23 protein-coding genes are annotated in these 23,558 nt (G+C 71.7%); 16 read left to right on the top strand and 7 right to left on the bottom strand.

The annotated features are described in order from the left end of the window. The first annotated feature begins 35 nt into the window (after positions 1–35). Entirely contained in the window at positions 36–1,538 is a 1,503-nt protein-coding gene (locus ABZ318_RS21690) for an alpha/beta hydrolase (protein ID WP_356904123.1), read from the top strand. 10 nt (positions 1,539–1,548) lie between these two features. Here ABZ318_RS21690 and murQ read toward each other — a convergent pair whose 3' ends face one another. Both murQ and ABZ318_RS21680 read right to left on the bottom strand, forming a co-directional pair. Beyond that, positions 1,549–2,478, bottom strand: coding sequence for an N-acetylmuramic acid 6-phosphate etherase (gene murQ / locus ABZ318_RS21685; protein ID WP_356904122.1), 930 nt, complete (start codon positions 2,476–2,478; stop codon positions 1,549–1,551). 45 nt (positions 2,479–2,523) lie between these two features. Further along, positions 2,524–3,441, bottom strand: coding sequence for a MurR/RpiR family transcriptional regulator (locus ABZ318_RS21680; RefSeq protein WP_356904121.1), 918 nt, complete (start codon positions 3,439–3,441; stop codon positions 2,524–2,526). 101 nt (positions 3,442–3,542) lie between these two features. On the opposite strand from ABZ318_RS21680, the gene ABZ318_RS21675 reads away from it, so the two are divergent. Together ABZ318_RS21675 and ABZ318_RS21670 are read left to right on the top strand one after the other, a co-directional pair. Next, positions 3,543–3,899, top strand: a complete 357-nt coding sequence (locus tag ABZ318_RS21675) for a hypothetical protein (protein ID WP_351180124.1) — start codon at positions 3,543–3,545, stop codon at positions 3,897–3,899. A gap of 13 nt (positions 3,900–3,912) precedes the next feature. Further along, positions 3,913–4,185, top strand: coding sequence for a DUF4031 domain-containing protein (locus ABZ318_RS21670; protein WP_356904120.1), 273 nt, complete (start codon positions 3,913–3,915; stop codon positions 4,183–4,185). A gap of 1 nt (position 4,186) precedes the next feature. On the opposite strand, the gene galU is transcribed toward ABZ318_RS21670, so the two are convergent. Next, positions 4,187–5,089 (bottom strand): UTP--glucose-1-phosphate uridylyltransferase GalU, encoded by a 903-nt coding sequence (gene galU / locus ABZ318_RS21665; RefSeq protein ID WP_356904119.1) that lies wholly within the window; start codon positions 5,087–5,089, stop codon positions 4,187–4,189. Then, positions 5,086–7,119, bottom strand: coding sequence for a GtrA family protein (locus ABZ318_RS21660; RefSeq protein ID WP_356904118.1), 2,034 nt, complete (start codon positions 7,117–7,119; stop codon positions 5,086–5,088). Before ABZ318_RS21660 ends, galU begins: the two co-directional genes overlap by 4 nt. 104 nt (positions 7,120–7,223) lie before the next feature. On the opposite strand from ABZ318_RS21660, the gene ABZ318_RS21655 reads away from it, so the two are divergent. Beyond that, a complete protein-coding gene (locus ABZ318_RS21655; protein WP_356904116.1) occupies positions 7,224–8,189 on the top strand; it encodes a glycosyltransferase family 2 protein in 966 nt (321 codons plus the stop codon). Positions 8,190–8,343: 154 nt separating this feature from the next. Here ABZ318_RS21655 and ABZ318_RS21650 read toward each other — a convergent pair whose 3' ends face one another. From ABZ318_RS21650 to ABZ318_RS21640, 3 genes are all read right to left on the bottom strand, one after another. Further along, positions 8,344–8,916 (bottom strand): dihydrofolate reductase family protein, encoded by a 573-nt coding sequence (locus tag ABZ318_RS21650; protein WP_356904115.1) that lies wholly within the window; start codon positions 8,914–8,916, stop codon positions 8,344–8,346. Positions 8,917–9,056: 140 nt separating this feature from the next. After that, complete coding sequence (locus ABZ318_RS21645) at positions 9,057–10,274, bottom strand: Cmx/CmrA family chloramphenicol efflux MFS transporter (RefSeq protein ID WP_356904114.1); 1,218 nt, start codon at positions 10,272–10,274, stop codon at positions 9,057–9,059. 165 nt (positions 10,275–10,439) lie between these two features. Then, complete coding sequence (locus ABZ318_RS21640) at positions 10,440–11,117, bottom strand: hypothetical protein (protein WP_356904113.1); 678 nt, start codon at positions 11,115–11,117, stop codon at positions 10,440–10,442. 145 nt (positions 11,118–11,262) lie between these two features. Here ABZ318_RS21640 and ABZ318_RS21635 point away from each other — a divergent pair, with 145 nt between their 5' ends. The 12 genes from ABZ318_RS21635 to ABZ318_RS21580 form a co-directional block, all read left to right on the top strand. Beyond that, positions 11,263–12,699: an MFS transporter gene (locus ABZ318_RS21635; protein ID WP_356904112.1), complete on the top strand. Its 1,437-nt coding sequence runs from the start codon at positions 11,263–11,265 to the stop codon at positions 12,697–12,699. A 76-nt stretch (positions 12,700–12,775) separates the two neighbouring features. After that, positions 12,776–13,942: an aminotransferase class I/II-fold pyridoxal phosphate-dependent enzyme gene (locus ABZ318_RS21630; RefSeq protein ID WP_356904111.1), complete on the top strand. Its 1,167-nt coding sequence runs from the start codon at positions 12,776–12,778 to the stop codon at positions 13,940–13,942. Positions 13,943–14,046: 104 nt separating this feature from the next. Continuing rightward, positions 14,047–14,586, top strand: coding sequence for a MaoC family dehydratase (locus ABZ318_RS21625; RefSeq protein ID WP_356904110.1), 540 nt, complete (start codon positions 14,047–14,049; stop codon positions 14,584–14,586). Positions 14,587–14,666: 80 nt separating this feature from the next. Continuing rightward, positions 14,667–15,509, top strand: a complete 843-nt coding sequence (locus ABZ318_RS21620) for an SAM-dependent methyltransferase (protein ID WP_356904109.1) — start codon at positions 14,667–14,669, stop codon at positions 15,507–15,509. Next, positions 15,506–16,549: a class I SAM-dependent methyltransferase gene (locus tag ABZ318_RS21615; protein WP_356904108.1), complete on the top strand. Its 1,044-nt coding sequence runs from the start codon at positions 15,506–15,508 to the stop codon at positions 16,547–16,549. Before ABZ318_RS21620 ends, ABZ318_RS21615 begins: the two co-directional genes overlap by 4 nt. Positions 16,550–16,571: 22 nt before the next feature. Further along, positions 16,572–17,465 (top strand): diiron oxygenase, encoded by an 894-nt coding sequence (locus tag ABZ318_RS21610; RefSeq protein WP_356904107.1) that lies wholly within the window; start codon positions 16,572–16,574, stop codon positions 17,463–17,465. Between the two features lie 31 nt (positions 17,466–17,496). After that, a complete protein-coding gene (locus tag ABZ318_RS21605; protein ID WP_356904106.1) occupies positions 17,497–18,366 on the top strand; it encodes a hypothetical protein in 870 nt (289 codons plus the stop codon). 1 nt (position 18,367) lies between these two features. After that, entirely contained in the window at positions 18,368–18,799 is a 432-nt protein-coding gene (gene acpS / locus ABZ318_RS21600; protein WP_225803526.1) for a holo-ACP synthase, read from the top strand. Positions 18,800–18,826: 27 nt separating this feature from the next. Next, entirely contained in the window at positions 18,827–19,081 is a 255-nt protein-coding gene (locus tag ABZ318_RS21595) for an acyl carrier protein (protein ID WP_356904105.1), read from the top strand. After that, positions 19,078–20,286 (top strand): methionine adenosyltransferase, encoded by a 1,209-nt coding sequence (metK, locus tag ABZ318_RS21590; RefSeq protein ID WP_356904104.1) that lies wholly within the window; start codon positions 19,078–19,080, stop codon positions 20,284–20,286. The genes ABZ318_RS21595 and metK overlap by 4 nt, the downstream gene beginning before the upstream one ends. 4 nt (positions 20,287–20,290) lie before the next feature. After that, positions 20,291–21,274 carry a carbohydrate kinase family protein gene (locus ABZ318_RS21585; RefSeq protein ID WP_356904103.1) on the top strand — a complete coding sequence of 328 codons (984 nt, stop codon included), beginning with the start codon at positions 20,291–20,293 and terminating at the stop codon, positions 21,272–21,274. Positions 21,275–21,327: 53 nt separating this feature from the next. Next, on the top strand, positions 21,328–23,558 hold a 2,231-nt coding region (locus ABZ318_RS21580; protein ID WP_356904136.1), incomplete at its 3' end, for a homocysteine S-methyltransferase family protein.

The raw sequence follows: 23,558 nt of genomic DNA, 5'->3' as shown, positions 1-23,558 counted from the left end.
TGGGGGCCGACGGCGCCGTCCGCGAGGCTGTGCGCATGACAACGAATCGTGGACGCAAGGCCCTGATGCTCGCCCTCTCCGTCGCCGCCGTCGCCGGCGTCGGACTCGCCGCCGGGGGCGCCGCCCCCGCCGCTGCCGCCCCCGCCGGGCTGGACTGGGGCGACTGCGACGCCGCCGTGAAGCCGCTGCCGGGGCAGCGGTGCGCCACGCTCTCCGTACCCCTCGACTACGCCGACCCCGACGGCGAGCAGATCGGTCTCGCCGTGGCCCGGCTGCCCAGCACCCGGCCCGAGGCGCGGCGCGGGACGCTCATGGTGATCCCGGGCGGCCCGGGCAGCTCCGGTGTGCAGCGGCTCGGGCAGAAGGGGGCCGCTCTGGCGAAGGAGATGGACGGCGCGTACGACCTGGTGGCCTTCGATCCGCGCGGGATCGGCGGCTCCGCCAAGGCCCGGTGCGGCTTCGCCGAGGAGGACCGGCGCCTGGTGACCATGCGGGCCTGGCCCGCCGCCGACGGCGGCATCGGCGAGAACGTGGCCCGCTCGCGCCGGATGGCCGAAGCGTGCGAGCGCAACGGCGGGGCGATGCTCCGCAGCCTCACGACGGCCAACCAGGTGCGGGACCTCGACCGGCTGCGGCAGGCGCTCGGCGAGCGGAAGCTGTCCGCGTGGAGTGTGTCGTACGGGACGTACGTGGCCGCCGTGTACGCGCAGAAGTTCCCGGAGCGCACCGACCGCTGGGTTCTCGACAGCAGCTCCGACCCCGACCCGAAGCGCGTCGCCCGCGGCTGGCTGGCGGCCATGGCGCGCGGCGCCGAGGACCGCTTCCCGGACTTCGCGACCTGGGCCGCCCACCCCGACCGGGCGGGCGAAGGGCTGCGCCTCGCCGAAAGGGCCGAGGACGTACGGCCCCTGTTCCTCGACCTCGCCGCCCGCCTCGACCGCGCGCCGCGCGCCTCGACGACCCCCGGCGTACCGCTGACCGGCACCGTGCTGCGGCAGGCGCTCCAGCAGGCGCTGTACTCCGATGCCTCCTTCCCGGCCTTCGCGCGTCTGGTGTCCCAGGCCCTCGACCCGGCGGGCGTGCCGGTCCTTCCGCCCGAGCTGGCCGGGCCGATGCCCGACGAGGCGGCGACCGTCAGCGTGGGCGTGGTCTGCAACGACGTGGACTGGCCGGCCTCCGTACCGGCGTACGGTCGGGCTGTCGCCGCGTACCGCGAGCGGTACCCGCTGACGGCCGGGATGCCGGCGAACATCACGCCGTGCGCCTTCTGGAAGGGCGGCGCGGTGGAGAAGCCGACCCGGATCACCGACCGGGGCCCGTCGAACGTGCTCATGATCCAGAACCTGCGCGACCCGTCGACCCCGTACTTCATGGGGCTGAGGATGCGGGAGGCCCTCGGCGACCGGGCGCGCCTCGTCTCGGTCGACAAGGGCGGCCACGCGGTCTACCTCGGGAACGGGAACGCGTGCGGCGACCGGGCCGTGACCCGCTTCCTGACCGAGGGCGTGCGGCCGGCGGAGGACGTCCTCTGCCGGTGACGGGGCCGGGTCAGGTGGTGGGCGCGTGCAGCGCCGCGCGCAGGTGTCCCCGGGAGGCGGTCAGCCGCTCGGCGGCCGTGGGGGCGTCGATGTCGGCGAGGATCATGAGGATGGCGTTCTTCACCTCGCCGTCGGCGGCGGCGAGCGCGGTCTCGATCTGCTCGTCCGGCGCGCCGGTGGCCAGGGCGACGATCCGCCGGGAGCGGGCCTGGAGCTTGTCGTTGGAGGCGCGGACGTCGACCATCAGGTTCCCGTAGGTCTTGCCGAGGCGGATCATCGTGAGGGTCGAGATCATGTTGAGGACGAGCTTCTGGGCGGTGCCGGCCTTGAGGCGGGTGGAGCCGGTGAGGAGCTCGGGCCCGGGGACGACCTCGATGCCGTGCTCGGCGGCGGCGGCGAGCGCGCTGTCCTCGTTGCAGGCGAGGCCGATGGTCAGCGCGCCCTGGGCGCGGGCGTGTTCGACGGCGCCGACGGCGTACGGGGTCCGGCCGGAGGCGGAGATGCCGACGACGGTGTCGTCGGCGGTGAGGCCGAGCGCGGTGAGGTCCGCGACCGCGAGTTCCTTGGAGTCCTCGGCGCCTTCGACGGCCTTGACCAGGGCGGTGGGGCCGCCCGCGACGAGACCGACGACCTGCGACGGGTCGGTGTTGAAGGTGGGCGGGCACTCGCTGGCGTCGAGGACGCCGAGGCGGCCGGCGGTGCCCGCGCCCATGTAGACGAGGCGGCCGCCGCGGGCCATGCGGGCGGCGGTGGCGTCGATGGCGGCGGCGATCGCGGGGAGCTGCCGCTCGACGGCCTCGGGGACGGTCCGGTCCTCGCCGTTCATGAGGCGGGCGATGTCCAGCGTCGGGAGCCGGTCGATCTCGGCGAGTTCGGGGCGGAAGGCCTCGGTGGTGAGGGTGGCGAGCTGGGCGCGGAGTGCGGAGTACGTGGTGGGCACGGGAGCTCTTTCGGTACGGCGGCGCCGGTTCTGGGCGGGCTGCGGTCAGCGGGTGCGGGGGGAGTGGCGGTGGGCGAGGGCTTCGTACGAGGCGGCGAGGGCGGGGGCGGCCGTCTCGTACGTGCGCTGGGTGACGCAGGTGAACAGGCAGTCCACGACCAGGAGTTGGCTGGTGCGCGACGACATGGCGGCGGGGCGCAGTTCGCTCTCGCGGGCGGTGGAGGTGGTCAGGACGTGGTCGGCGTACTGGGTGACGGGGCCGTCCGGGCGGCCGGTGATGGCGACCGTGGTGGCGCCGTGGTCGAAGGCCACGCGCAGGGGTTCTATGACGTCGCCGGTGGAGCCGGAGTGGGTGATGGCGATGGCGACGTCTCCGGAGCGGAGCTGCACGGCGTTGGTGACGGCGAGGTGCGGGTCGCTGTGGGCGTGTGCGATCAGGCCGATCCGGAGCAGCTTCTGGCCGAGGTCCTGGGCGACGAGGCCGGAGGCGCCGATGCCGTAGATGTCGATGCGGCGGGCGGCGGCGAGGGCGGCGACGGCGGCGCCGAGCTGGACGGTGTCGAGTCCGGCGGCGGTGTCGGCGAGGGTCTGCTGCTCGTCGTAGGCCAGCTTGGCGACGACGTCGGCGACGGGGTCGTCGACGGCGATGTCGGCGGTGACGGCCGGGGCGCGGCCGGACTGCTGCTGGGCGGCGAGGCCCGCGAGGGCGAGGCGGAGGTCGCGGTAGCCGGGGTAGCCGAGGAGCCGGGCGGTGCGGACGACGGTCGCCTCGCTGGTGCCGGTGAGCTCGGCGAGGCCGGTGACGGTGAGGGCGGCGCAGCCGGCCGGGTCTGCGGCGACGGCCTCGGCGACCCGCTGCATGGAGCGGGTCATGGACGGCGCGAGGGTCCGCACCTTGGCCGCGAGCGCGGCGGGGGCGGGGGGAGCGTCGCCGGTGAAACTTTCCTTCACATCATGGGTCACATGTGAAAGATACTTTCGGCGGGGTGGGGCGACAAGACCCCGTGGGCCCCGGATCGGGAGGAAGCCTTCGCCCTTTCCCGTAGCCGGGCGACAATGAGTCCATGGACGACATCGACCCCGTGGAGCAGGCGCTGCACGCCGCTCGCGCGCTGGTTCTGGCCGACCTGGTGGCCCGGCAGGTGGCCGCCGCCGAGGTCGTGTCGATGGTGGAGGACGCGGTGACCCACCGTCGCTGGTGGGTCGAGCAGTGGCCCGAGGGGGTGTCGTACGTCGCCGGGCTCGTCGCCCAGGACGTGCAGGACGCCCTGCTCGAACGGTACGGACGCTGGCCGCTCTGCCCGGTCTGCGCCTCGGGCGACCCGCACGCCCTCGACGTGGAGCCGGAGCTCGGCCCCGACCCGCACTGGGTCTGCGGCAAGCAGGGCGTGGTGGTGGCCCCGGTGGGCGGCCTGACGTGACGGGAGCTCTCGCGTGACCCTCTACATCGACCCGCCGACCTGGCCGGGCCACGGCCGCATGTGGTCGCACCTGGTCAGCGACGTCTCCTTCGAGGAGCTGCACGCCTTCGCCGCCTCGATCGGCGCCCCGCCGCGCGCCTTCGAGCGGGACCACTACGACATCCCCTCCGACCGGTACGCGGACGCGGTGGCGGCGGGCGCGATCGAGGTCGGCTCGAAGGAGCTGCTCCGGCACCTCACGAAGGCGGGCCTCCGCAGGCCGAAGGGCCGGCCTGCGGAGGGGTGACTCAGATGCCCTCGGCCACGAGCTGCTTCAGCCAGGCCCGGAAGTCGGGGCCCAGGTCTTCGCGCTCGCAGGCCAGGCGGACGATGGCACGCAGGTAGTCACCGCGGTCGCCGGTGTCGTACCGCCGGCCGGAGAAGACCACGCCGTGGACCGGGCCGCCGAGGGTCTCGTCGTCGGTGAGCCGGCGCAGGGCGTCGGTGAGCTGGATCTCGCCGCCGTGGCCGGGCGCGGTGGTGTCGAGCACGTCGAAGACGGCGGGGGTGAGGACGTAGCGGCCGATCACCACGTGGTTGCTGGGGGCTTTGCCCGGGGCGGGCTTCTCCACCAGGTCGGTGATCCGCACGACGTCCTCGTCGGCGGTGGGCTTCACGGCCGCGCAGCCGTAGAGGTGAACCTGGTCGGGGTCGACCTCCATGAGCGCGACGACGCTGCCGCCGTGCTGCTGGTGCACCTCGATCATCCGGGTCAGGAGCGGGTCGCGCGGGTCGATCAGGTCGTCGCCCAGCAGCACCACGAACGGCTCGTCGCCGACGTGGGGCCTGGCGCAGAGGACGGCGTGGCCCAGCCCGCGCGGGTCGCCCTGGCGGACGTAGTGCAGGGCCGCGAGGGAGGTGGACTCCTCGACGCGGGCCAGGCGCTGGTGGTCGCCCTTCCGGCGGAGCGCGTCCTCCAGCTCGTGGTTGCGGTCGAAGTGGTCCTCCAGGGCCCGCTTGTTGCGGCCCGTGATCATCAGTACGTCGGTGAGGCCGGCTGCGACGGCCTCCTCGACGACGTACTGGATGGCCGGCTTGTCGACCACCGGAAGCATTTCCTTCGGGGTCGCCTTGGTGGCGGGGAGGAACCGGGTGCCGAGACCGGCCGCCGGGATGACGGCCTTGACGACGCCGGGCTTCTTGGTGCTCACGAATGCTGGTCCACTTCGTACGGATGGAGGGTCTGGGTCACGGGGCCGCCCGGGGTGTCGGGCGTGCCGGGGGCGGGTGCGGGGGCGGGGGTGGCGACGGCCGCGGCGGAGCCGGCGGTGGCGTCCCCGGTGGTGGCGGTGGCGGTCCCCGCCCGGCGCCGCACCACATGGGCGTAGCCGATCATCATCAGGGAGATGGTCCCGGCGATGGCGGGCCAGTACACGTAGCGGTAGCTGGACTCGGGTGCCGTCGGCAGGTAGGCGAGGAGGTACAGGATCGTGCTCGCGCCGAGGAGGCGGATCTCCCTGGTGTACGGGCCGATCCAGCGGCGGCGCAGGGTGAGCACCAGGGCGACGGCCAGCCAGAACCAGCCCTTGAAGAGGATCGGGGTGTCCTTGACGAAGCCCTGCACGTAGTACTGGAGGCTCGACTTGAGCAGGTCGTTGGCCGGCTCCTCCCGGAGCGGGACGGGCTGGAGCTCCGGCTTGGCCCGCGTGCCGTCCTGGAAGGTGTAGTTGGTCTGGAAGATGAGCCGGTTGAAGAGCTTCACCCGGTACTGGGTGTAGGCCTTCCAGTGGCGGGGCATCTGCTCGATCCACATGTCCACCATGACGTCGACGTTCTCCGGCCTCATCGGGGCGGGTCCCGTCTTCCTCGGGTAGCAGTGGAAGAGCGCGTCCGAGGGGATCTTCTTGGTCTGGCAGACCGAGGCGGTGGTGGCCAGGGCGTCGCGGAAGGCGGGGTCGGCGCCCGCCCGGTCGGCGGCGGACCGGATCTGTCCGGGCGTCAGGACGTGGGTGAGGTCGTCGAGCGGGATCTGCGCGTACTGGCGGGTGGCGATCGGGTCCACGACCGCGTTCACGCCCGCGCTGGCGCCGGCGGTGACGGCGATCAGGACGCCGGTGGAGACGAGCCAGCGGCGGCGGCCCGGCTTGGGCCAGAGCGCGAGGACCAGCAGGGCGAAGACCGGGATGACGGCCGGGAAGGCGTTCTTGCGGACGAGGATGGCGTACGCGAGGAGCAGGACGCCCACCACCAGCAGCACCCAGCGGGTCCTGGTCCGGTCGGCCGGCAGTTCGCGCGCGGTGAGCGCGATCGCCACCGTGGCGAGGAGGACGTACGCCATCTGGACGTCCTTCCACACCACGCCGGTGAAGTTCAGGACGTACGGGAAGAGGCCGAGGGAGAGCGTGAGGAGGGAGAGGTTGCGGCTGCGGGTCTTCAGCCACGTGAGCCGGGCGAGCAGCCACAGGGACGCCCACAGCAGGGCGGCCTGGAGGGCGGCCATGGTGGCGAGGGTGCCGGTGGCGCGGATCAGGACCTTCCACAGGACCACCATGACCGGCGGGTGCCAGTCCTCGACCGGGGTCTCGCCGAGCGTCTGCCGCAGCTGGGAGAGGCTGTCCGAGCTGAGGTAGCCGGGGTGGAACACGACCGACACGAGGTATCCGCAGACCGCGGCGATGACCGCCAGCGTCCAGGGCCAGAGCGCGTCGCGACGCCAGGCGTTCCGCAGCGTCGCGCCGGGGCGCTCAGTGGTTCCGGGCACGTGTGTGGAGTCCTCTCCAGGGCTGACGAACACGAGGCTGCGGTAGGCGACGAAGCGCACCACCGTGGCGGCCGCCCACCCGACGAGTCGGGCCACGTTGTCGCTCAGCGGCGATCCGAGCCCGAGGAGCGAGTGGGAGACGTAGAGGGGGAGGGCGGTGACGGCCATCCCGACGAGGTTGACCCCCACGAAGAGGGTGACTTCCCGTCGGTCGAGCGGACCGCGCCGGTCCCGGTAGGTCCAGTAGCGGTTGCCGAACCAGCTCACCAGCATGGCCAGCACGGTCGCGAGGACCGAGGCGACCACCGGGTTGGCTCCGCGCGTCCCACCGTCGGAGGCGGAGCCGAGGATCAGGAGATTGAAGCTCGCGGTCTCCACGACGAAGGCGACGGCACCGACCACGCCGAAGGCGGCGACTTCTCGCCAGATCTTCCGCGCCCACGAGGGGGCACGTCGGCTCCACGCCGACCACTGAATCATGGCGGAAACGTAAGCTTGTGCGAGTCAAATTTACAAATCAAGATAACATCCCCTCGAACTTCAAAGAAACGCCACACTGCGTGCGTCCCCAGAGGAACCTTCACATGAGTCCCTTGATCGCCTGCGTCGTCCCCTGTTACAACGAGGAAGCCGCGATCGGCAAGGTCGTCCGCGACCTGCGCGCGTCCCTCCCCGAGGCCGTCATCTACGTGTACGACAACGCCTCCACCGACAACACCGTCGAGGAGGCCCGCAAGGCCGGCGCGATCGTGCGCCACGAACCCCGCAAGGGCAAGGGCAATGTGATCCGTCGCGCCTTCGCCGACGTCGAGGCCGACGCGCTGCTGATCATCGACGGCGACGACACGTACGACGCCTCCCGCGCCCGCGAGATGGTGGACCTGCTCTTCGAAGGCCCCTACGACCAGGTCGTCGGCGCCCGCCGCGAGACCACGGACGCGGCCTACCGGCCGGGCCACGCCGTCGGCAACAAGATGCTCACGGGCGCCGTGCGATCGCTCTTCGGCAACGACGTCAGCGACATGCTCAGCGGCTACCGGGTCTTCTCCCGCCGCTACATCAAGTCCTTCCCGGCGCTCTCGCACGAGTTCGAGACCGAGACCGAGATGACGGTGCACGCCCTCAGCCTGCGCCTGCCGACCGCCGAGATGGCCGTCGACTTCAAGGACCGGCCGGCCGGCAGCGTCAGCAAGCTCCGCACGTACCGTGACGGCTGGCGCATCCTGAAGCTGATCCTGGGCCTCGCCCGCCGTCAGCGCCCCTCGCTCTTCCACTCGGTCATCGCCGGCGTGCTGGCCCTGATCTCGCTCGGCATGGGCATCCCGGTCATCGCCGAGTTCATCGAGTCCGGCACCGTGCCGCGCTTCCCGACGGCGATCCTGGCCTCCGCCATCATGATCATCGCGGTGCTCGTGCTGCTGGTGGGCTACATATTGGAGTCCTTCATGCACATGCGCCAGGAGCAGTCGCGTCTCTCCCACCTCGCGTACCCGGCGCCGTCCCGCAGCGCCGACTTCGTGCCGGAGAGGCTTCCGCAGCCCGTCTCCTAGGCGGACAGCCGCACGGTCCGACCCCGCGCGAAGCATCCCGACGCATTCCGACGCCTCCCGCCGCTCTCCGGAGCGGCGGGAGGCGTCGTGCTGTCCGCCGTCCTACGAGCGGACCCGGGCCCTGATGGCGTGGGCGCCGGCCCAGGCCCTGTCGTCAGTGGACGACGTCGAACACGTTCTTCTGCAGGCCGTTCGCGTAGACCTCGTGCTCGACCAGCTTCAGCTTCTGCGCGTCCTTGTCGGTGGCGCTGAAGAGGCGCTTGCCCGCGCCGAGCAGCAGCGGGAAGACGAGCAGGTGGTACCGGTCGATCAGGCCGGCGTCCGAGAGGGCCTGGTTCAGGGAGGCGCTGCCGTGGACGATGATCGGCCCGCCCTCGGTCTCCTTCAGGGCGGCGACCTCGTCGAGCGAGCGCAGGATCGTCGTCTCGCCCCAGTTCGACACGAGGTCGTCCTCGGTGAGGGTCGTGGAGACGACGTACTTCGGCATCGCCTTGTAGTCGGCGAAGTCCTCCATGTCGGGCCACACGGGGCTGAACGCCTCGTAGCTGGTGCGGCCCATCAGCATCGCGGCCGCCTCCTTCTGCTCGCGGCCCTTGATCTCGAACGCCTCGGGGAGGAACTCCACGTCCTTGAAGGTCCATCCGGAATTGCGGTAGCCGGGCTCGCCGCCCGGGGCCTCCACGACGCCGTCGAGCGAGATGAAGGCGGTGCTGATCAGGGTGCGCATCTGGGGTTCCTCGGCTTCCGGTGTCCGGTGCGTTCTGCTGTGCGGTGTGTTCTCGTGTCCGGTGCGGACGTTCATGACCTCTGACCGCCGGTCACGGGGAAACTCATCGCCCGCCCGCCGCCTTCTTCCCGGCGGGTTTCTCAGCAGGACGCCCCGGCCTGCCGCTCCTGCTCCCGGTCCTCCCGGGTCGTGCCCGAAGTCACCACCCGGGACGGGGACTTGTGGAGCCTGAGGGCGACCGCCGCCGTGGCGAGGCCCAGGGCCGTCATGGCCGCGCCCGCCCAGGCCGTGGAGGCGTAGCCGAGGCCGGCGTCGATGACGGTGCCGCCGAGCCAGGGGCCGCCGGTGTTGCCGAGGTTGAAGGCGGCGGTGGTGGTGGCGCCCGCGAGGGTGGGGGCGGCACCGGCGACGTTGAACATGCGGGCGTTGAGGGCCGGGGCGGTGTAGAAGGCGGAGACGCCGAGGAGGAAGGCGAGCAGGACCGTGGCCACGGGACTGGACGCGAAGAGGGCCAGGGCGACCAGGAAGACGGTCGAGGCGGCGATGCCGCTGAGCATCACCCCGAAGAGGTGGGCGTCGGCCACGCGGCCGCCGATCGTCGTACCGACCAGGGCGCCGATGCCGAAGAGCCCGAGGACGGCCGAGACCCAGCTCTCGTCGAGTCCGGAGACGTCGGTGAGGAGCGGGGCGAGGTAGGAGAAGGCGCAGAAGACGCCGCCCGCGGCGAGCGCGGTGACCGCGACGGAGAGGAGGACCTGCCGGTCGCGGTAGATGGCCAGTTCCCGCTTGAGACGGGGCCTGGTCTCGGGGAGGGGGAGGTGCGGGATGCGGGTGACGACTCCGACGAGCGCGATCGCGGAGGCCGCGCCGACCGCCCAGAACGCCGAGCGCCAGCCGAGGTGCTCGCCGAGGAACGCGCCGGCGGGGACGCCGAGGACGTTGGCGATGGACAGGCCGCCGATCATGACGGCCATTGCCTTGGCGCGGGAGCCGACCGGGACCATCGCGATGGCGACGGCCGCGCCGACCGCCCAGAACCCGGCGCAGGCGAGCGCGCTCACGACGCGGGAGGCGAAGAGGACGGCGTAGTTCGGAGCCAGCGCGCCGGCGATCTGCCCGAGGCCGAAGACGGTGATGAGGACGACGAGCGTCGTCTTGCGGGGCAGCCGGAGCGTCGCGACGGCGAGCAGCGGCGCGCCGACGACCATGCCGATCGCGAAGGCGGAGATGAGCAGCCCGGCGCGGGGGATGGAGACGCCCATGTCCTGCGCGATGGGTGGCAGCAGCCCGGACAGCATGAACTCGCTCGTGCCGAGGGCGAAGACGGAGAGCCCCAGGACGTACACGGCCAGGGGCATGCGGGCGGGGGGTACGGAGGGGGTGGCGGTCGCGGCGGACGTTGTGTGCTCGGCTGACGGAGACGGCATGACATGCGTCAACCTGCGGTTCGTTCCTGTCATTCCGTGATCGCCGGACTTCTCGGGATGTGGGACGCCGCGCCCCCCGCTCGGGTCGTCAGCCCGTCAGCCCGTCAGCTCCGCCAGTTCCCGCTCCAGGTTCTCCCGGGCCCGTTCCTCCCAGGCCGCCGCGCCGTAGGGGGTGCGGAAGAGGCGGGGGAGGGCGAGGAGTTGGCGGAGGACGGCGGCGCGGCCTTCGCGGAAGGCGTCGGCGGGGACGAAGGAGTACTCCTCGCGGACCGCCGCCGTATACCCCCCGTACGTATCGGGGTCCGTGGCCAGGATCGCGAGGTCCGCGTCGCAGAGGGTCTCGCCGTTGAGGTCGCCCGGGGCGGGGTCGTGGGTGGTGGTGAGGCGGACCAGGCGGGCCACCTCGGTGACCTCGTGGGGGGTGAGTCCGGCTTCGGTGAGGGCCTTCTCGGCCAGGGCGGCCGAGCGTTCCTCGTTCTCCGAGCGCTCCGGGCGGTAGACGGCGTCGTGGAACCAGGCGGCGAGCCGTACGAGCTCCAGCTCGCCGCCCTCCCCGCCCTGGTCGGCGAGCTCGTCGATGCGGTCGAGGACCGCCCGGAGGTGGGCGACCGTGTGGTAGCGGCGCTGCGGTTCGGCCCAGCGGGACAGCAGGTTCCGGCCGTACGGGGCGGGGTCGGGACCCTCGCGGCCGGCGCGGGCGGCGAGCAGGGTGGTGTTCCACCGCCGCAGTAGATCCAGGTCCAGGTCCCGGGCGTGCTCTTCCTCGGTGGTCATGGGGGCATTCTGCCCGGCCGGGGGTGCGGAGCGAGTGCTTCCCGCGCGCCCTCCCCTCACTCTTACATACCCCCCATGGGTATGCTACGGTGCTCCGCACAGGTACCCCCTAGGGGTATGCAGCAGCGAGTGAAGGGTCAGGGCAATGTCAACCGTCAATCCCCGGCGCTGGTGGGCACTTGTCGTGCTCGCCGCCGCTCAGTTCATGGTCATCATGGACACCTCGATCATCGGGGTCGCGCTCCCCGAGATGCAGAAGGACCTGGGCTTCTCGCAGAGCGAGCTCCAGTGGATCTTCAACGCGTACGTGATCGTCTTCGGCGGTCTGCTGCTCCTCGGCGGACGCCTCTCCGACCTCGTCGGAGCCCGCAGGATCTTCGTCTCCGGCTGGGCGGTCATGATCGCCGGTTCGGTCGTGGCCGCGGCCGCGCAGACCGCCTGGGTCGAGATCGTCGGCCGCGCCGTCCAGGGCGTCGGCGGCGCGCTGATCGCGCCCTCCGCCATGACCCTGCTCATGATGCTCTTCATGCACGACCCGAAGGAGCTCGGCAAGGCGATGGCGCTCTACGGTGCCGCCGCCCCCGCCGGCGGCACCGCGGGCGTCTTCCTCGGCGGCGTCTTCACCGAGTGGATGAGCTGGCAGTGGGTCTTCATCATCTACATCCCGATCGGCCTCGCGACCCTCGCGGCGACCAAGCTCCTCCCGGACGTCGAGTCCCGCCGCGGCTCCGTCGACGTCCTCGGCGCCGTCGCCGTCACCGCCGGTCTCGCGCTCGCCGTCTTCGCCGTCGTCCGCGCCCCCGAGGTCGGCTGGGGCGCCACCGCCACCATCCTGGAGCTGGCCGGCGCCGCCGTCCTCCTGATCCTCTTCTTCGTCGTCCAGAAGAGCATCCGCGAGCCCCTCATGCCGCTCAGCGTCTGGCGGGTCCCGCGCCTGGGCTCGGCCAACCTGGCCATGACGCTGCTCGGCGCCGCGTGGATCCCGATGTGGTACTTCCTCAACCTGTACCTCCAGCAGGTCCTGGGCTTCGGCGCCTTCGAGTCCGGTGCCGCGCTGCTCCCGATGACCGTGCTCCTCATGATCTTCATGACGGCCATCACGGCCCGGCTCATGATGAAGGTCGGCGCCAAGCCGCTCATCGCGGGCGGTCTGCTGGTCCTCGCCGCCGGTCTGGTCTGGCTCGCCGCCGTCCCGCCCACCGGCTCCTTCCTCGTCGACGTCCTGCCGGCCTCGCTGGTCGCCGCGCTCGGCATGTCCCTCGCCTACATCCCGACGATGATGACCGCGATGTCCGGGGCCCCGCAGGAGCAGGCCGGTCTCGCCTCCGGCATCGTCAACACCACCTACAACGTGGGCTCCGCGCTCGGCCTCGCCGCGCTCACCGCCGTCGCCATGTCGCAGGGCGCCGACCAGCTCGGCAACCTGCCGAAGCTGACGGACGGCTTCTCCTCCGCCTTCGTCGGCGCCGCGATCGTCGCCGCCGTCGGCGGTGTGGTCACCCTCCTCGTCATGAAGGGCGACAAGGCGGTCGCGGCCGAGGCCGCCGCCCCCGCCCCGCAGGCCGAGAAGGTCTCCGCCTGATCCCCGCCCCGAAGGGGCCGCCCGATGTCCGCCCGGACGTCGGGCGGCCCCTTTCCCGTCCCCAGGAAGGAATCCCGTGGAGCTCAACACCCGTGCCGTGCACGTCGTCAACGAACCTTTCCAGGCCGGCAGCTGGCCGCTCTCCGTGCCCCTCGTCCAGTCCTCCGCCTTCGCCTTCGACTCCGCCGCCGAGCTTGCCGGGGCGATGGCCGACCCCGACGGCCGGTACGTCTACGGCCGCCGCGGCAACCCGACCGTCCGGGCCCTGGAGCAGACCCTCGCCGGCCTGGAGTCGGGGGAGGGGGCCATCGCCTTCGCCTCCGGCATGGGCGCCATCAGCGGAGTCCTGCTCGCCCTGCTCAGGCCCGGCGACCGGGTGGTCGCCCAGCGCTGTCTGTACGGGGGGACGCACGCGGTCCTGTCGGACCTGGCCGAGCGGTACGGGATCGAGGTCGTACGGATATCCGGCGACGATCCGGCCGAGTTCGAGGCCGCCGCCGTCCACCCCGCCGCCCGGCTCCTCGTCCTGGAGACGATAGCCAACCCCACCGGCCAGGTCCCGGACCTGCCCGGGCTCCTCGCCGCGGCCCGCGGCCTCGGGGTGACGAGCCTGGTCGACAACTCGCTCGCCTCGCCCGTGCTGTGCCGCCCCCTGGAGCTCGGTGCCGACGTCGTCGTGCACTCCACCACCAAGTACCTCTCCGGGCACTCGGACGTCCTCGGCGGCGCCGCCGTCTTCGCGGACGACGGACTGCGCCGCCGGGTGTGGCCCCGCACGGTCGAACTCGGCGCCTGCGCCGACCCGTTCGCGGCCTGGCTCACCCTGCGCGGGATCCCCACGCTGCCGCTGCGGATGCGCGAGCACTGCGCCAACGCCGCGGCCCTCGCCGAGCTCCTGGCGGCCCGCGCCGGCGTCACGGCCGTCCACTACCCCTGGCGCGCCGGCCACCCCTCGTACGACACCGCCCGGAAGGTCCTCGCGGGCGGCGGCGGGCTGCTCTCCTTCGAGCTCGCCGGGGGCCGGGAGGCGGGCCGGGCCTTCATCGAGCGCGTACGGCTCGCGAAGCTCGCGCTCTCGCTCGGCGGCGTGGAGACGCTGGTGGCCCATCCGGCGTCCACCTCCCACCGCGAGCTGGACGAGGCCGCCCTCGCGGCCGCGGGGATCGCTCCCGGGCTCGTGCGGATGTCCGTCGGGATCGAGGACGTCGAGGACCTCTGGTCCGACATACAGCAAGCCACGTGATGAAGGGCCCCCGGGCCCTTCTTTTGGGTTGACAAAATAAATGGTCGATTCGTAGATTGGGTGATGCCAGGAAACGTTGACTCCTAGGTCAAGGGGGGCGCGCGATGCGCTACTTCGAGGACTTCCGGCCCGGCGACGTCCACGAACTGGGCACCGTCACCGTCACGACGGAGGAGGTGCTGGAGTTCGGCAGGCGCTTCGACCCGCAGCCCTTCCACACGGACCCCGAGCTCGCGAAGGACTCCCCGTTCGGCGGTCTGATCGCGAGCGGGTTCCACACGCAGTCGATGTTCATGCGCCGCTACGTCGACGGACTGCTCGCCTACAGCGCCTGTACGGGCTCGCCCGGCATCGACGAGGTCCGCTACCTGCGGCCCGTCCGCCCGGGCGACGTCCTCACCGCCCGCGTCGAGATCCTCGGCGCGACCCCGTCGCCGTTCCAGCCCGCCACCGGCACCGTCAAGCCGCGGTGCACGCTCGTGGCCCCCGACGGGACGGCCGTGTTCAGCATGATCCTGCACAGCATCTTCCGCCGGCGCCCCGCCGACACCGAGGCCGGCCATCCGTCGTCGATGCCCGCGGCCGAGGACCCCGTCGCCTGCGGGCGACCGGCCAGGACCTGCGCCCCGGCCACGAGCGCCTGACGGACCGTCGTTTCGTCGGGCCCCTTGAACACGGCCGTTCCGTATCTCCGCACACCCACCGAAGCGAAGGGGGACCTCCTGTGGAGGCCGTATCCCGCACCGCCCAGTGGACCGCCGCCGCGCGTGCCCTGGAGACCAAGCGCGAGGACCGGCTGTTCGCCGATCCCTACGCGCGCACCGTCGCCGACGAGATCGGCTTCGAACTGCTCGCGCGCTACGACGGGGGCGGCATCGTGCCGTTCCTCGCCATCCGCACCACCTACCTCGACCGGGCCATCGTGAAGGCGGTGGAGGAGCGCGGCATCCGGCAGGTCGTCTTCCTCGCCGCCGGCATGGACACCCGCTTCTTCCGGCTGCCCTGGCCAGACGGCGTCACCGTCTACGAGCTCGACCGCCCGGCCCTCCTGGAGGCCAAGGCCGAGATGCTCAAGGACGAGCCGCAGCCCGCCGGCCGCACCCGGGTCCCGATCCCGGTCGACCTCACCCAGGACTGGACCGGCCCCCTGAAGGAGGCCGGCTGGAAGAGCGAGGAGCCGGTCCTGTGGGTGGTCGAAGGGCTGCTGTTCTTCCTGCCCGAGCAGGCCGTGCGCACCCTCATCTCGACCCTCTCCGCGCACGCCGCGCCCGGCTCCGTGCTGGTCGGCGACGTCATCTCGAAGTCCGCCCTGGAGAACCCGCTGGCCCGCACCTTCATGAGCGCGCTCGAGGAGGACGGCAACCCGTGGCTCTTCGGCACCGAGGAGCCCGAGGCGCTGCTCGCCGACTGCGGCTGGGCCGTGCGCGAGGTCAAGCAGCCCGGTGAGGACGGCGCCGCCTTCGACCGCTGGCCCTACCCGGTGCCGGCCCGCTCCGTGCCGAGCGTCCCCCGCTCCTTCCTCTTCACGTGCGATCTCCCGAGCCACCGGGAGGAGCAGGCCGCATGAGCGCCCACGACTTCCACCAGCGGGTCATCACCGACGCGGGCGCGGCCGTCCGCGGTCTGACCGTCGCCCTCGGCGAGCGCCTCGGCCTCTACAAGGCCCTCGCCTCCGAAGGCCCCCTGACCTCCGCGCAGCTCGCCGCGCAGACCGGCACGAACGAGCGGTACGTCGAGGAGTGGCTGCACGCCCAGCTCTCCGCCGGGTACGTCGAGCGGCACCCCAGCTCCCTCACGTACACGCTCCCCGCCGACCACGTCGAGGTCCTCGCCGACCCGAAGGCCGTCACCTACGCCGCCGGGTTCTTCACCGCCCTCAAGGCGCTGTACGCCACGGAGGACCTGCTCGTCGAGGCGTACCGCACCGGCGAGGGCGTCGGCTGGGCCGAGCACGACGCGGCCCTCGACACCGGCATGGGCTCCTTCTTCCAGCCCACGTACGAGCACAAGCTCGTCCCGGACTGGCTGCCCGCCCTCCACCAGGTCACCGACAAGCTCGCCGCCGGCGGCACCGTCGCCGACGTCGGCTGCGGCGTCGGGCACACCACCCTCCTCATCGCGAAGGCCTTCCCGAACGCCACCGTCCACGGCTTCGACTACTCCGAGGAGGCCGTCTCGATCGCGCGGGAGCTCGCCGAGGAGGCCGGCCTCTCCGACCGGGTCGTCTTCGAGGTCGCCTCCGCCGACGACTACCCCGGCTCCGGCTACGACCTGGTGTGCTTCTTCAACGCCCTGCACGACATGGGCGACCCGGTGGCAGCCGCCCAGCACGTCCACAAGTCGCTCGACGCGGACGGCACCTGGATGCTCGTCGAGTCCAACGTCTCCCCGCAGGACGTCGACACCCAGACCCCCGCCGCCCGCATGTTCATGGCCCTGTCCGCCGTGATGTGCCTGCCGGTCGCCGTCGCCCAGCGCGGCCCGCACGCCCTCGGCAACCACTCCGGCGAGAAGGCCTTCCGGGCCATCGCCGAGGAGGCCGGCTTCACCCGCTGGCGGCGCGCCACCGAGACGCCGGTCAACGCGGTCTACGAAGTCCGCCCGTAACCCCCTCCGAAGGAGCGAGAACATGGGCGTCACCGCCCCGCTGCCCGTCACCGACCGGTTCATGGAGGTCCTGGAGCGTCTCAGCGAGCGCTCGGTCGAGGACTACTACAACCCGTACCAGACCTTCCAGTGGCCCGAGACGCTGGAGGAGAACCGTTTCTGGATGACGCCGGAACTGCTCACCGTCTACGGCACCGAGCACTACGACACCCTCGGTGAGGAAACGCTTCAGCGCCTGTCGAAGTGGGAGTCCGTCAACTTCTACAGCCTCAACGTGCACGGCATCCGCGAACTCCTCATCGAGGTCGTCGGCCGCATCCACATGCCCGGCTTCGAGGTCCCCTCGGACTTCTTCCACCACTTCATCGGCGAGGAGAACGAACACATGTGGTTCTTCTCCGAGTTCTGCCGGCGATACGGCCACAAGATCTACGGCTCCACCGCCATGCGCGCCGACGCCGCCTGGGAGCCCGAGGTCGAGAACTTCCTCGTCTTCACCCGCATCCTCTTCTTCGAGGAGCTCGTCGACCACTACAACTCCCGGATGGCGAAGGACGACTCCCTCTGCCACACCATCCGCGAGGTCAACCGCATCCACCACCAGGACGAGTCCCGCCACATCGCCTTCGGGCGCGAGCTGGTCTCCCTGCTGTACCAGCGGATGTGCCAGGCCGTGAGCGCCGACCGGGTCCGCGAGGTCGAGGCGTACCTCAAGCGGTACGTCGTCTACAGCATCAACTCCCTCTACAACCCGCACGTCTACCGCGACGCCGGCATCGCCGACCCGCTGGCCCTGCGCAACGCGCTCATCGCCGACGAGTCCCGTCGTGCCCACGAGCGCAAGTCCATCCGCAAGCCGCTCGGCTTCTTCCTGAAGACCGGCATCTTCTCCGACGACATCCTGCCCGTCCTCTGAGCGACGCCCTCACCCGAGAGGTGCACCGACCATGACCGTGACGACCCCCGAGACCGTCGGGGAGACCAGGGGCCTGCCCTCGCTCGGCCCGGAGGGGACCCGCCTGCTGCGGCTCCTCGACGACACCTTCGAGGGCTGGGGAGTGGCCGCGGGCGCCCGCCCGATGACCATGCCCCCGCTCCTGCCCGCCGCCGACCTGGCGAAGCTCGACTACTACGACAACTTCCCCCACCAGGCCGTCGTCGCCACCCCGCTCGACCTGGAGCGCCGCGCGACCACGCCCTTCGACACCACCGCCGGCCGCTTCCCGAGTGACGCGCTCGAACCCGCCGCGCTCGGCCTGCCCTCGGCGTCCTGCTACGCCGTCTACCTCGACCACCGGGGCACCCGGGTCGCGGACGACACCCTCGTCACCGTCTGCTCCTGGTGCTTCCGCAAGGAGACCCACTACGAGGGCATGCGGCGCCAGCTCGGCTTCCGCATGCGGGAGATCGTCGCGATCGGCTCGCGCGAGCACGCCGAGACGCACCTCGCGGACTTCACCGCCCGCGTCCGGGCCTTCGCCGCGGCGCTCGACCTGCCGCTGCGCAAGGAGGCCGCCTGCGACCCCTTCTTCGACAAGGGCAGCTCCAAGGCGGTCCTCCAGCGGCTCACCCCGGTGAAGTACGAGTTCCTGTACGAGGACCTGGCGATCGCCTCGGTCAACACGCACCGGAACTTCTTCGGCGACCGCTGCGACATCACCCTCGCGTCGACCGGCGGACCGGCCTTCACCAGCTGCGTCGCCTTCGGCCTGGAGCGCTGGCTGTCCGCGCTGACCCGCCGGTACGGCGACTGGGAGGCCGCCACCCGGGCGGTCCTCGACGCCGGTGCGAACCGCGCGGCCGGGCCGGTGACCTGACGTGCCGGCCCGTCCCGCCGCCCCGCCGGCGGGCGGCCTGGGGTGGGCGAACCTCGGCATGGACATCGTGTCCGTCAACCGCGTCCGCAGACTCCTCGCGCAGTACGGGGAGAAGTTCTTCGAGCGGATGCTCACCCCCGGCGAACTCGCCGACTGCCGCACCTCCTCCGGGCTCGACGTACTGAGCCTGTGCGGACGGATCGCGGCGAAGGAGGCGGCCTTCAAGACCCTGCGCGTCCGGGGCAGGTTCCTGCCCTGGCCCGACATCGTCGTACGCCGCTCCGAGGGCGGCTGGCCGCTGGTGGAGCTGCACGGTCCGGCCGCCGAGATGGCGGCCGAGTCCGGCATCTCCGAGATCACCGTGTCCATCAGCCACGACGTGGACTACGCGGTCGCGGTCGCCGCGCCGATCATCGCCCCCACCCATCCGTAACCAGCAGTAGCTAAAAGGAGAGCAACCATGGCCGACGGCCTGCAGACGGTGAAGAACTGGATCCTCGAGCGTCACCCCGAGCGCGACGACATCGCGCCCGACCTCGACCTGGTCGAGAACCGGCTCATCGACTCGCTGTCCTTCGTCGAGTTCGTCTTCCTCCTGGAGCAGGAGAGCGGCACCGCCATCCGGATGGAGACCCTGGAGGTCGACTCCATCCGCACCCTCGGCGCCATCGAGCAGCACTTCTTCACGGCGAAGGCGGAGGTGGGCCAGGCATGAGCCGCCGCCTCTTCACCTCGGAGTCCGTGACCGAGGGCCACCCCGACAAGATCGCCGACCGGATCAGCGACACCATCCTCGACGCGCTGCTCGCCGAGGACCCGTCCTCGCGCGTGGCGGTCGAGACCCTGATCACCACCGGCCAGGTCCACATCGCCGGCGAGGTCACCACCTCCGCGTACGCGCCGATAGCCCAACTGGTGCGCGACGCCGTCCTCGACATCGGCTACGACTCCTCCGCGAAGGGCTTCGACGGCGCCTCCTGCGGCGTGTCGGTGTCCATCGGCGCCCAGTCGCCGGACATCGCGCAGGGCGTCGACACCGCCCACGAGGTCCGGGTGGAGGGCGAGGCCGACGAGCTGGCCGCGCAGGGCGCCGGCGACCAGGGCCTGATGTTCGGCTACGCCTGCGACGACACGGCCGAGCTGATGCCGCTGCCGATCGCCCTCGCCCACCGCCTCTCCCGGCGGCTCACCGAGGTCCGCAAGGACGGCACCGTGCCGTACCTGCGGCCGGACGGCAAGACGCAGGTCACCATCGAGTACGACGGCGACCGCCCGGTCCGCCTCGACACGGTCGTCGTCTCCTCGCAGCACGCCGCCGACATCTCCGTCGAGGGCCTGCTCACCCCGGACGTCCGCGAGTACGTCGTCGAACACGTCCTGAAGCAGCTCGTCGAGGAGGGCGTCAGCCTGGAGTCCGACGGCTACCGGCTCCTGGTCAACCCGACCGGGCGCTTCGAGGTCGGCGGCCCGATGGGCGACGCCGGACTCACCGGCCGGAAGATCATCATCGACACGTACGGCGGGATGGCCCGGCACGGCGGCGGCGCGTTCTCCGGCAAGGACCCGTCGAAGGTGGACCGCTCGGCGGCGTACGCCATGCGCTGGGTCGCGAAGAACGTCGTCGCGGCCGGCTTGGCGAAGCGCTGCGAGGTGCAGGTCGCGTACGCCATCGGCAAGGCCGAGCCGGTCGGCCTCTTCGTGGAGACCTTCGGGACGGGCACGCTCCCGGACGAGAGGATCCAGGAGGCGGTCGGCGAGGTCTTCGACCTGCGGCCGGCGGCGATCATCCGCGACCTGGACCTCAAGCGGCCGATCTACGCGGCGACGGCGGCGTACGGCCACTTCGGCCGCGAACTCCCCGACTTCACCTGGGAGCGCACCGACCGCGTGGAGGCCCTGAAGAAGGCGGCGGGGGTTTAAGGCCATGCGCATCGCTGTCACGGGATCCATCGCGACCGACCATCTGATGACCTTCCCCGGCTGGTTCAGCGAGCAGCTGCTCGCCGGCCGGCTCGACCGGGTCTCCCTGTCGTTCCTCGCCGACGACCTGGAGGTCAGGCGCGGCGGAGTGGCAGCGAACATCGCCTTCGGACTCGGCGTCCTCGGCCTGCGGCCCGCCCTCGTGGGCGCGGTCGGCGCCGACTTCGAGCCGTACCGGGTCTGGCTGAAGGACCACGGCGTGGACACCGACTCGGTGCGCGTCAGCGAGTCGCTCCACACCGCCCGCTTCGTCTGTACCACCGACCGGGCCCAGAACCAGATCGCCACCTTCTACGCGGGGGCGATGGCCGAGGCGCGCGAGATCGACCTCCGCGAGGTCGTGGCGCGCACCGGCCGCCTGGAGCTGGTCCTGGTCTCCCCGGACGACCCCGAGGCCATGCTCCGGCACACCCGCACCTGCCGTGACCTGGGGATCCCCTTCGCCGCCGACCCGTCGCAGCAGCTGGCGCGGCTCGACGGGGGCCAGGTGCGGGAGCTGGTGGACGGGGCCCGGTTCCTGTTCACCAACGAGTACGAGGCGGCGCTCCTCCTGGAGAGGTCCGGCTGGCCGGAGGCGGAGGTCCTGCGTCGCGTCGGCACCTGGGTCACCACCCACGGCGAGGCCGGCGTCCGCATCCGCGGCGAGGACCGGGGCCCCCTCTCCGTGCCCGCGGTGGAGGTCCCCGCGGTCGTCGACCCGACCGGCGTCGGGGACGCCTTCCGGGCCGGGTTCCTCGCGGGGACGCTGTGGGGCGTGCCCGAGCGGTGCGCGGCGCAGCTGGGCTGCGCGGTCGCGGCGACCGTCCTGGACTACGTGGGGACGCAGGAGTACCGGCTGCACCGGGACTCCCTCCTGGACCGGATCAGGACGACGTACGGCGTCGGCTGCACGGCGACGCTCGTCACCCATCTGAGGGGGCTGACGTGAGGCGCTCCCTCCGCGAGGAGTTCGCGACGCGGGTCGTCGTCGCCGACGGGGCGATGGGCACCATGCTCCAGGCCGCCGACCCGTCGATGGACGACTTCCGGCAGCTGGAGGGCTGCAACGAGATCCTCAACCTCACGCGCCCCGACATCGTCGCCGCCGTCCACGACGCCTACTTCTCGGTCGGCGTGGACTGCGTCGAGACCAACACCTTCGGGGCGAACCTGACCGCGCTCGCCGAGTACGGCATCGAGGACCAGGTGTACGAGCTGTCCGAGGCCGGCGCCCGCATCGCCCGCGCCTCCGCCGACGCGCACACGGCCGCCGACGGCCGCCCCCGCTGGGTCCTCGGCTCCATGGGACCCGGCACGAAGCTGCCGACCCTGGGCCACGTCACGTACGAGCCGCTCCGGGACGCCTTCCAGCAGAACGCGGAGGGCCTGATCCGCGGCGGCGCCGACGCCCTGCTCGTCGAGACCTCGCAGGACCTGCTCCAGACGAAGGCGGCCGTCATCGGCGCCCGCCGGGCCCTGGACTGGATCGGCGTGGACCTGCCCGTGATCGTGCAGGTCACGGTGGAGACGACGGGCACGATGCTGCTCGGCTCGGAGATCGGCGCGGCGCTGACCGCCCTGGAGCCCCTCGGCATCGACATGATCGGCCTGAACTGCGCCACGGGCCCGGTGGAGATGGCCGAGCACCTGCGGCACCTCTCCCGGCACGCCCGCGTCCCGATCTCGGTCATGCCGAACGCGGGCCTGCCCGTCCTCGGGAAGGACGGCGCCCACTACCCCCTGTCACCTGCCGAACTGGCCGACGCACAGGAGCAGTTCGTACGGGAGTACGGCCCCGCCCTGGTCGGCGGCTGCTGCGGGACGACCCCGGAGCACCTGCGGGAGATCGTGGCGCGGGTGCGCGGCGCGGCCGTACTCGACCGCCGGCCGGTCTCCGAACCCGGCGCGTCCTCCCTGTACGGGCACGTGCCGTTCCGGCAGGACACCTCGTACCTGGCGATCGGCGAGCGGACCAACGCCAACGGGTCGAAGAAGTTCCGTGAGGCCATGCTGGAGGGCCGCTGGGACGACTGCGTGGAGATGGCGCGGGACCAGATCCGCGAGGGCGCGCACATGCTCGACCTGTGCGTGGACTACGTGGGCCGTGACGGCGTGGCGGACATGCAGGAGCTCGCCGGTCGCTTCGCGACGGCCTCCACGCTGCCGATCGTGCTGGACTCCACCGAGGTGGACGTCCTGCGGGCGGGTCTGGAGAAGCTCGGCGGCCGGGCGGTGATCAACTCGGTCAACTACGAGGACGGCGACGGGCCCGACTCCCGCTTCGCGAAGGTCACGGCGCTCGCCAAGGAGCACGGCGCGGCGCTGATGGCGCTGACGATCGACGAGGAGGGCCAGGCCCGGACGGCCGAGGCGAAGGTCGCGATCGCCGAGCGCCTCATCGAGGACCTCACCGAGAACTGGGGGATCAGGGAGTCGGACATCCTCATCGACACCCTGACCTTCACCATCTGCACCGGCCAGGAGGAGTCGCGGGGCGACGGCATCGCCACCATCGAGGCGATCCGCGAGCTGAAGCGCCGCCACCCGGACGTGCAGACCACGCTGGGCCTGTCGAACATCTCCTTCGGCCTCAACCCGGCCGCCCGCATCGTGCTGAACTCGGTCTTCCTCGACGAGTGCGTGAAGGCGGGCCTGGACTCGGCGATCGTCCACGCGTCGAAGATCCTGCCCATCGCCCGCTTCGACGAGGAGCAGGTCACCACCGCCCTCGACCTGATCTACGACCGGCGCGCCGAGGGCTACGACCCGCTGCAGAAGCTGATGGCCCTCTTCGAGGGCGCCACCACCAAGTCGATGAAGGCCGGCAAGACCGAGGAGCTCCTCGCCCTGCCGCTGGACGAGCGGCTCAAGCGGCGGATCGTCGACGGCGAGAAGAACGGCCTGGAGGCCGATCTGGACTCCGCTCTGGCGGAGAGGCCCGCCCTGGAGATCGTCAACGACGTGCTGCTCGACGGCATGAAGACGGTCGGTGAGCTGTTCGGCTCCGGTCAGATGCAGCTGCCGTTCGTGCTCCAGTCCGCCGAGGTCATGAAGACGGCCGTGGCGTATCTCGAACCGCACATGGAGAAGTCCGACGCGGACGGCAAGGGCACGATCGTGCTGGCCACCGTCCGCGGCGACGTCCACGACATCGGCAAGAACCTCGTCGACATCATCCTGTCCAACAACGGCTACAACGTCGTCAACATCGGCATCAAGCAGCCGGTCTCCGC

The sequence above is a fragment of the Streptomyces sp. NPDC006197 genome, from assembly GCF_040613865.1.
Lineage (GTDB): Bacteria > Actinomycetota > Actinomycetes > Streptomycetales > Streptomycetaceae > Streptomyces.
This window is presented reverse-complemented; position numbering and strand designations above follow the sequence as displayed.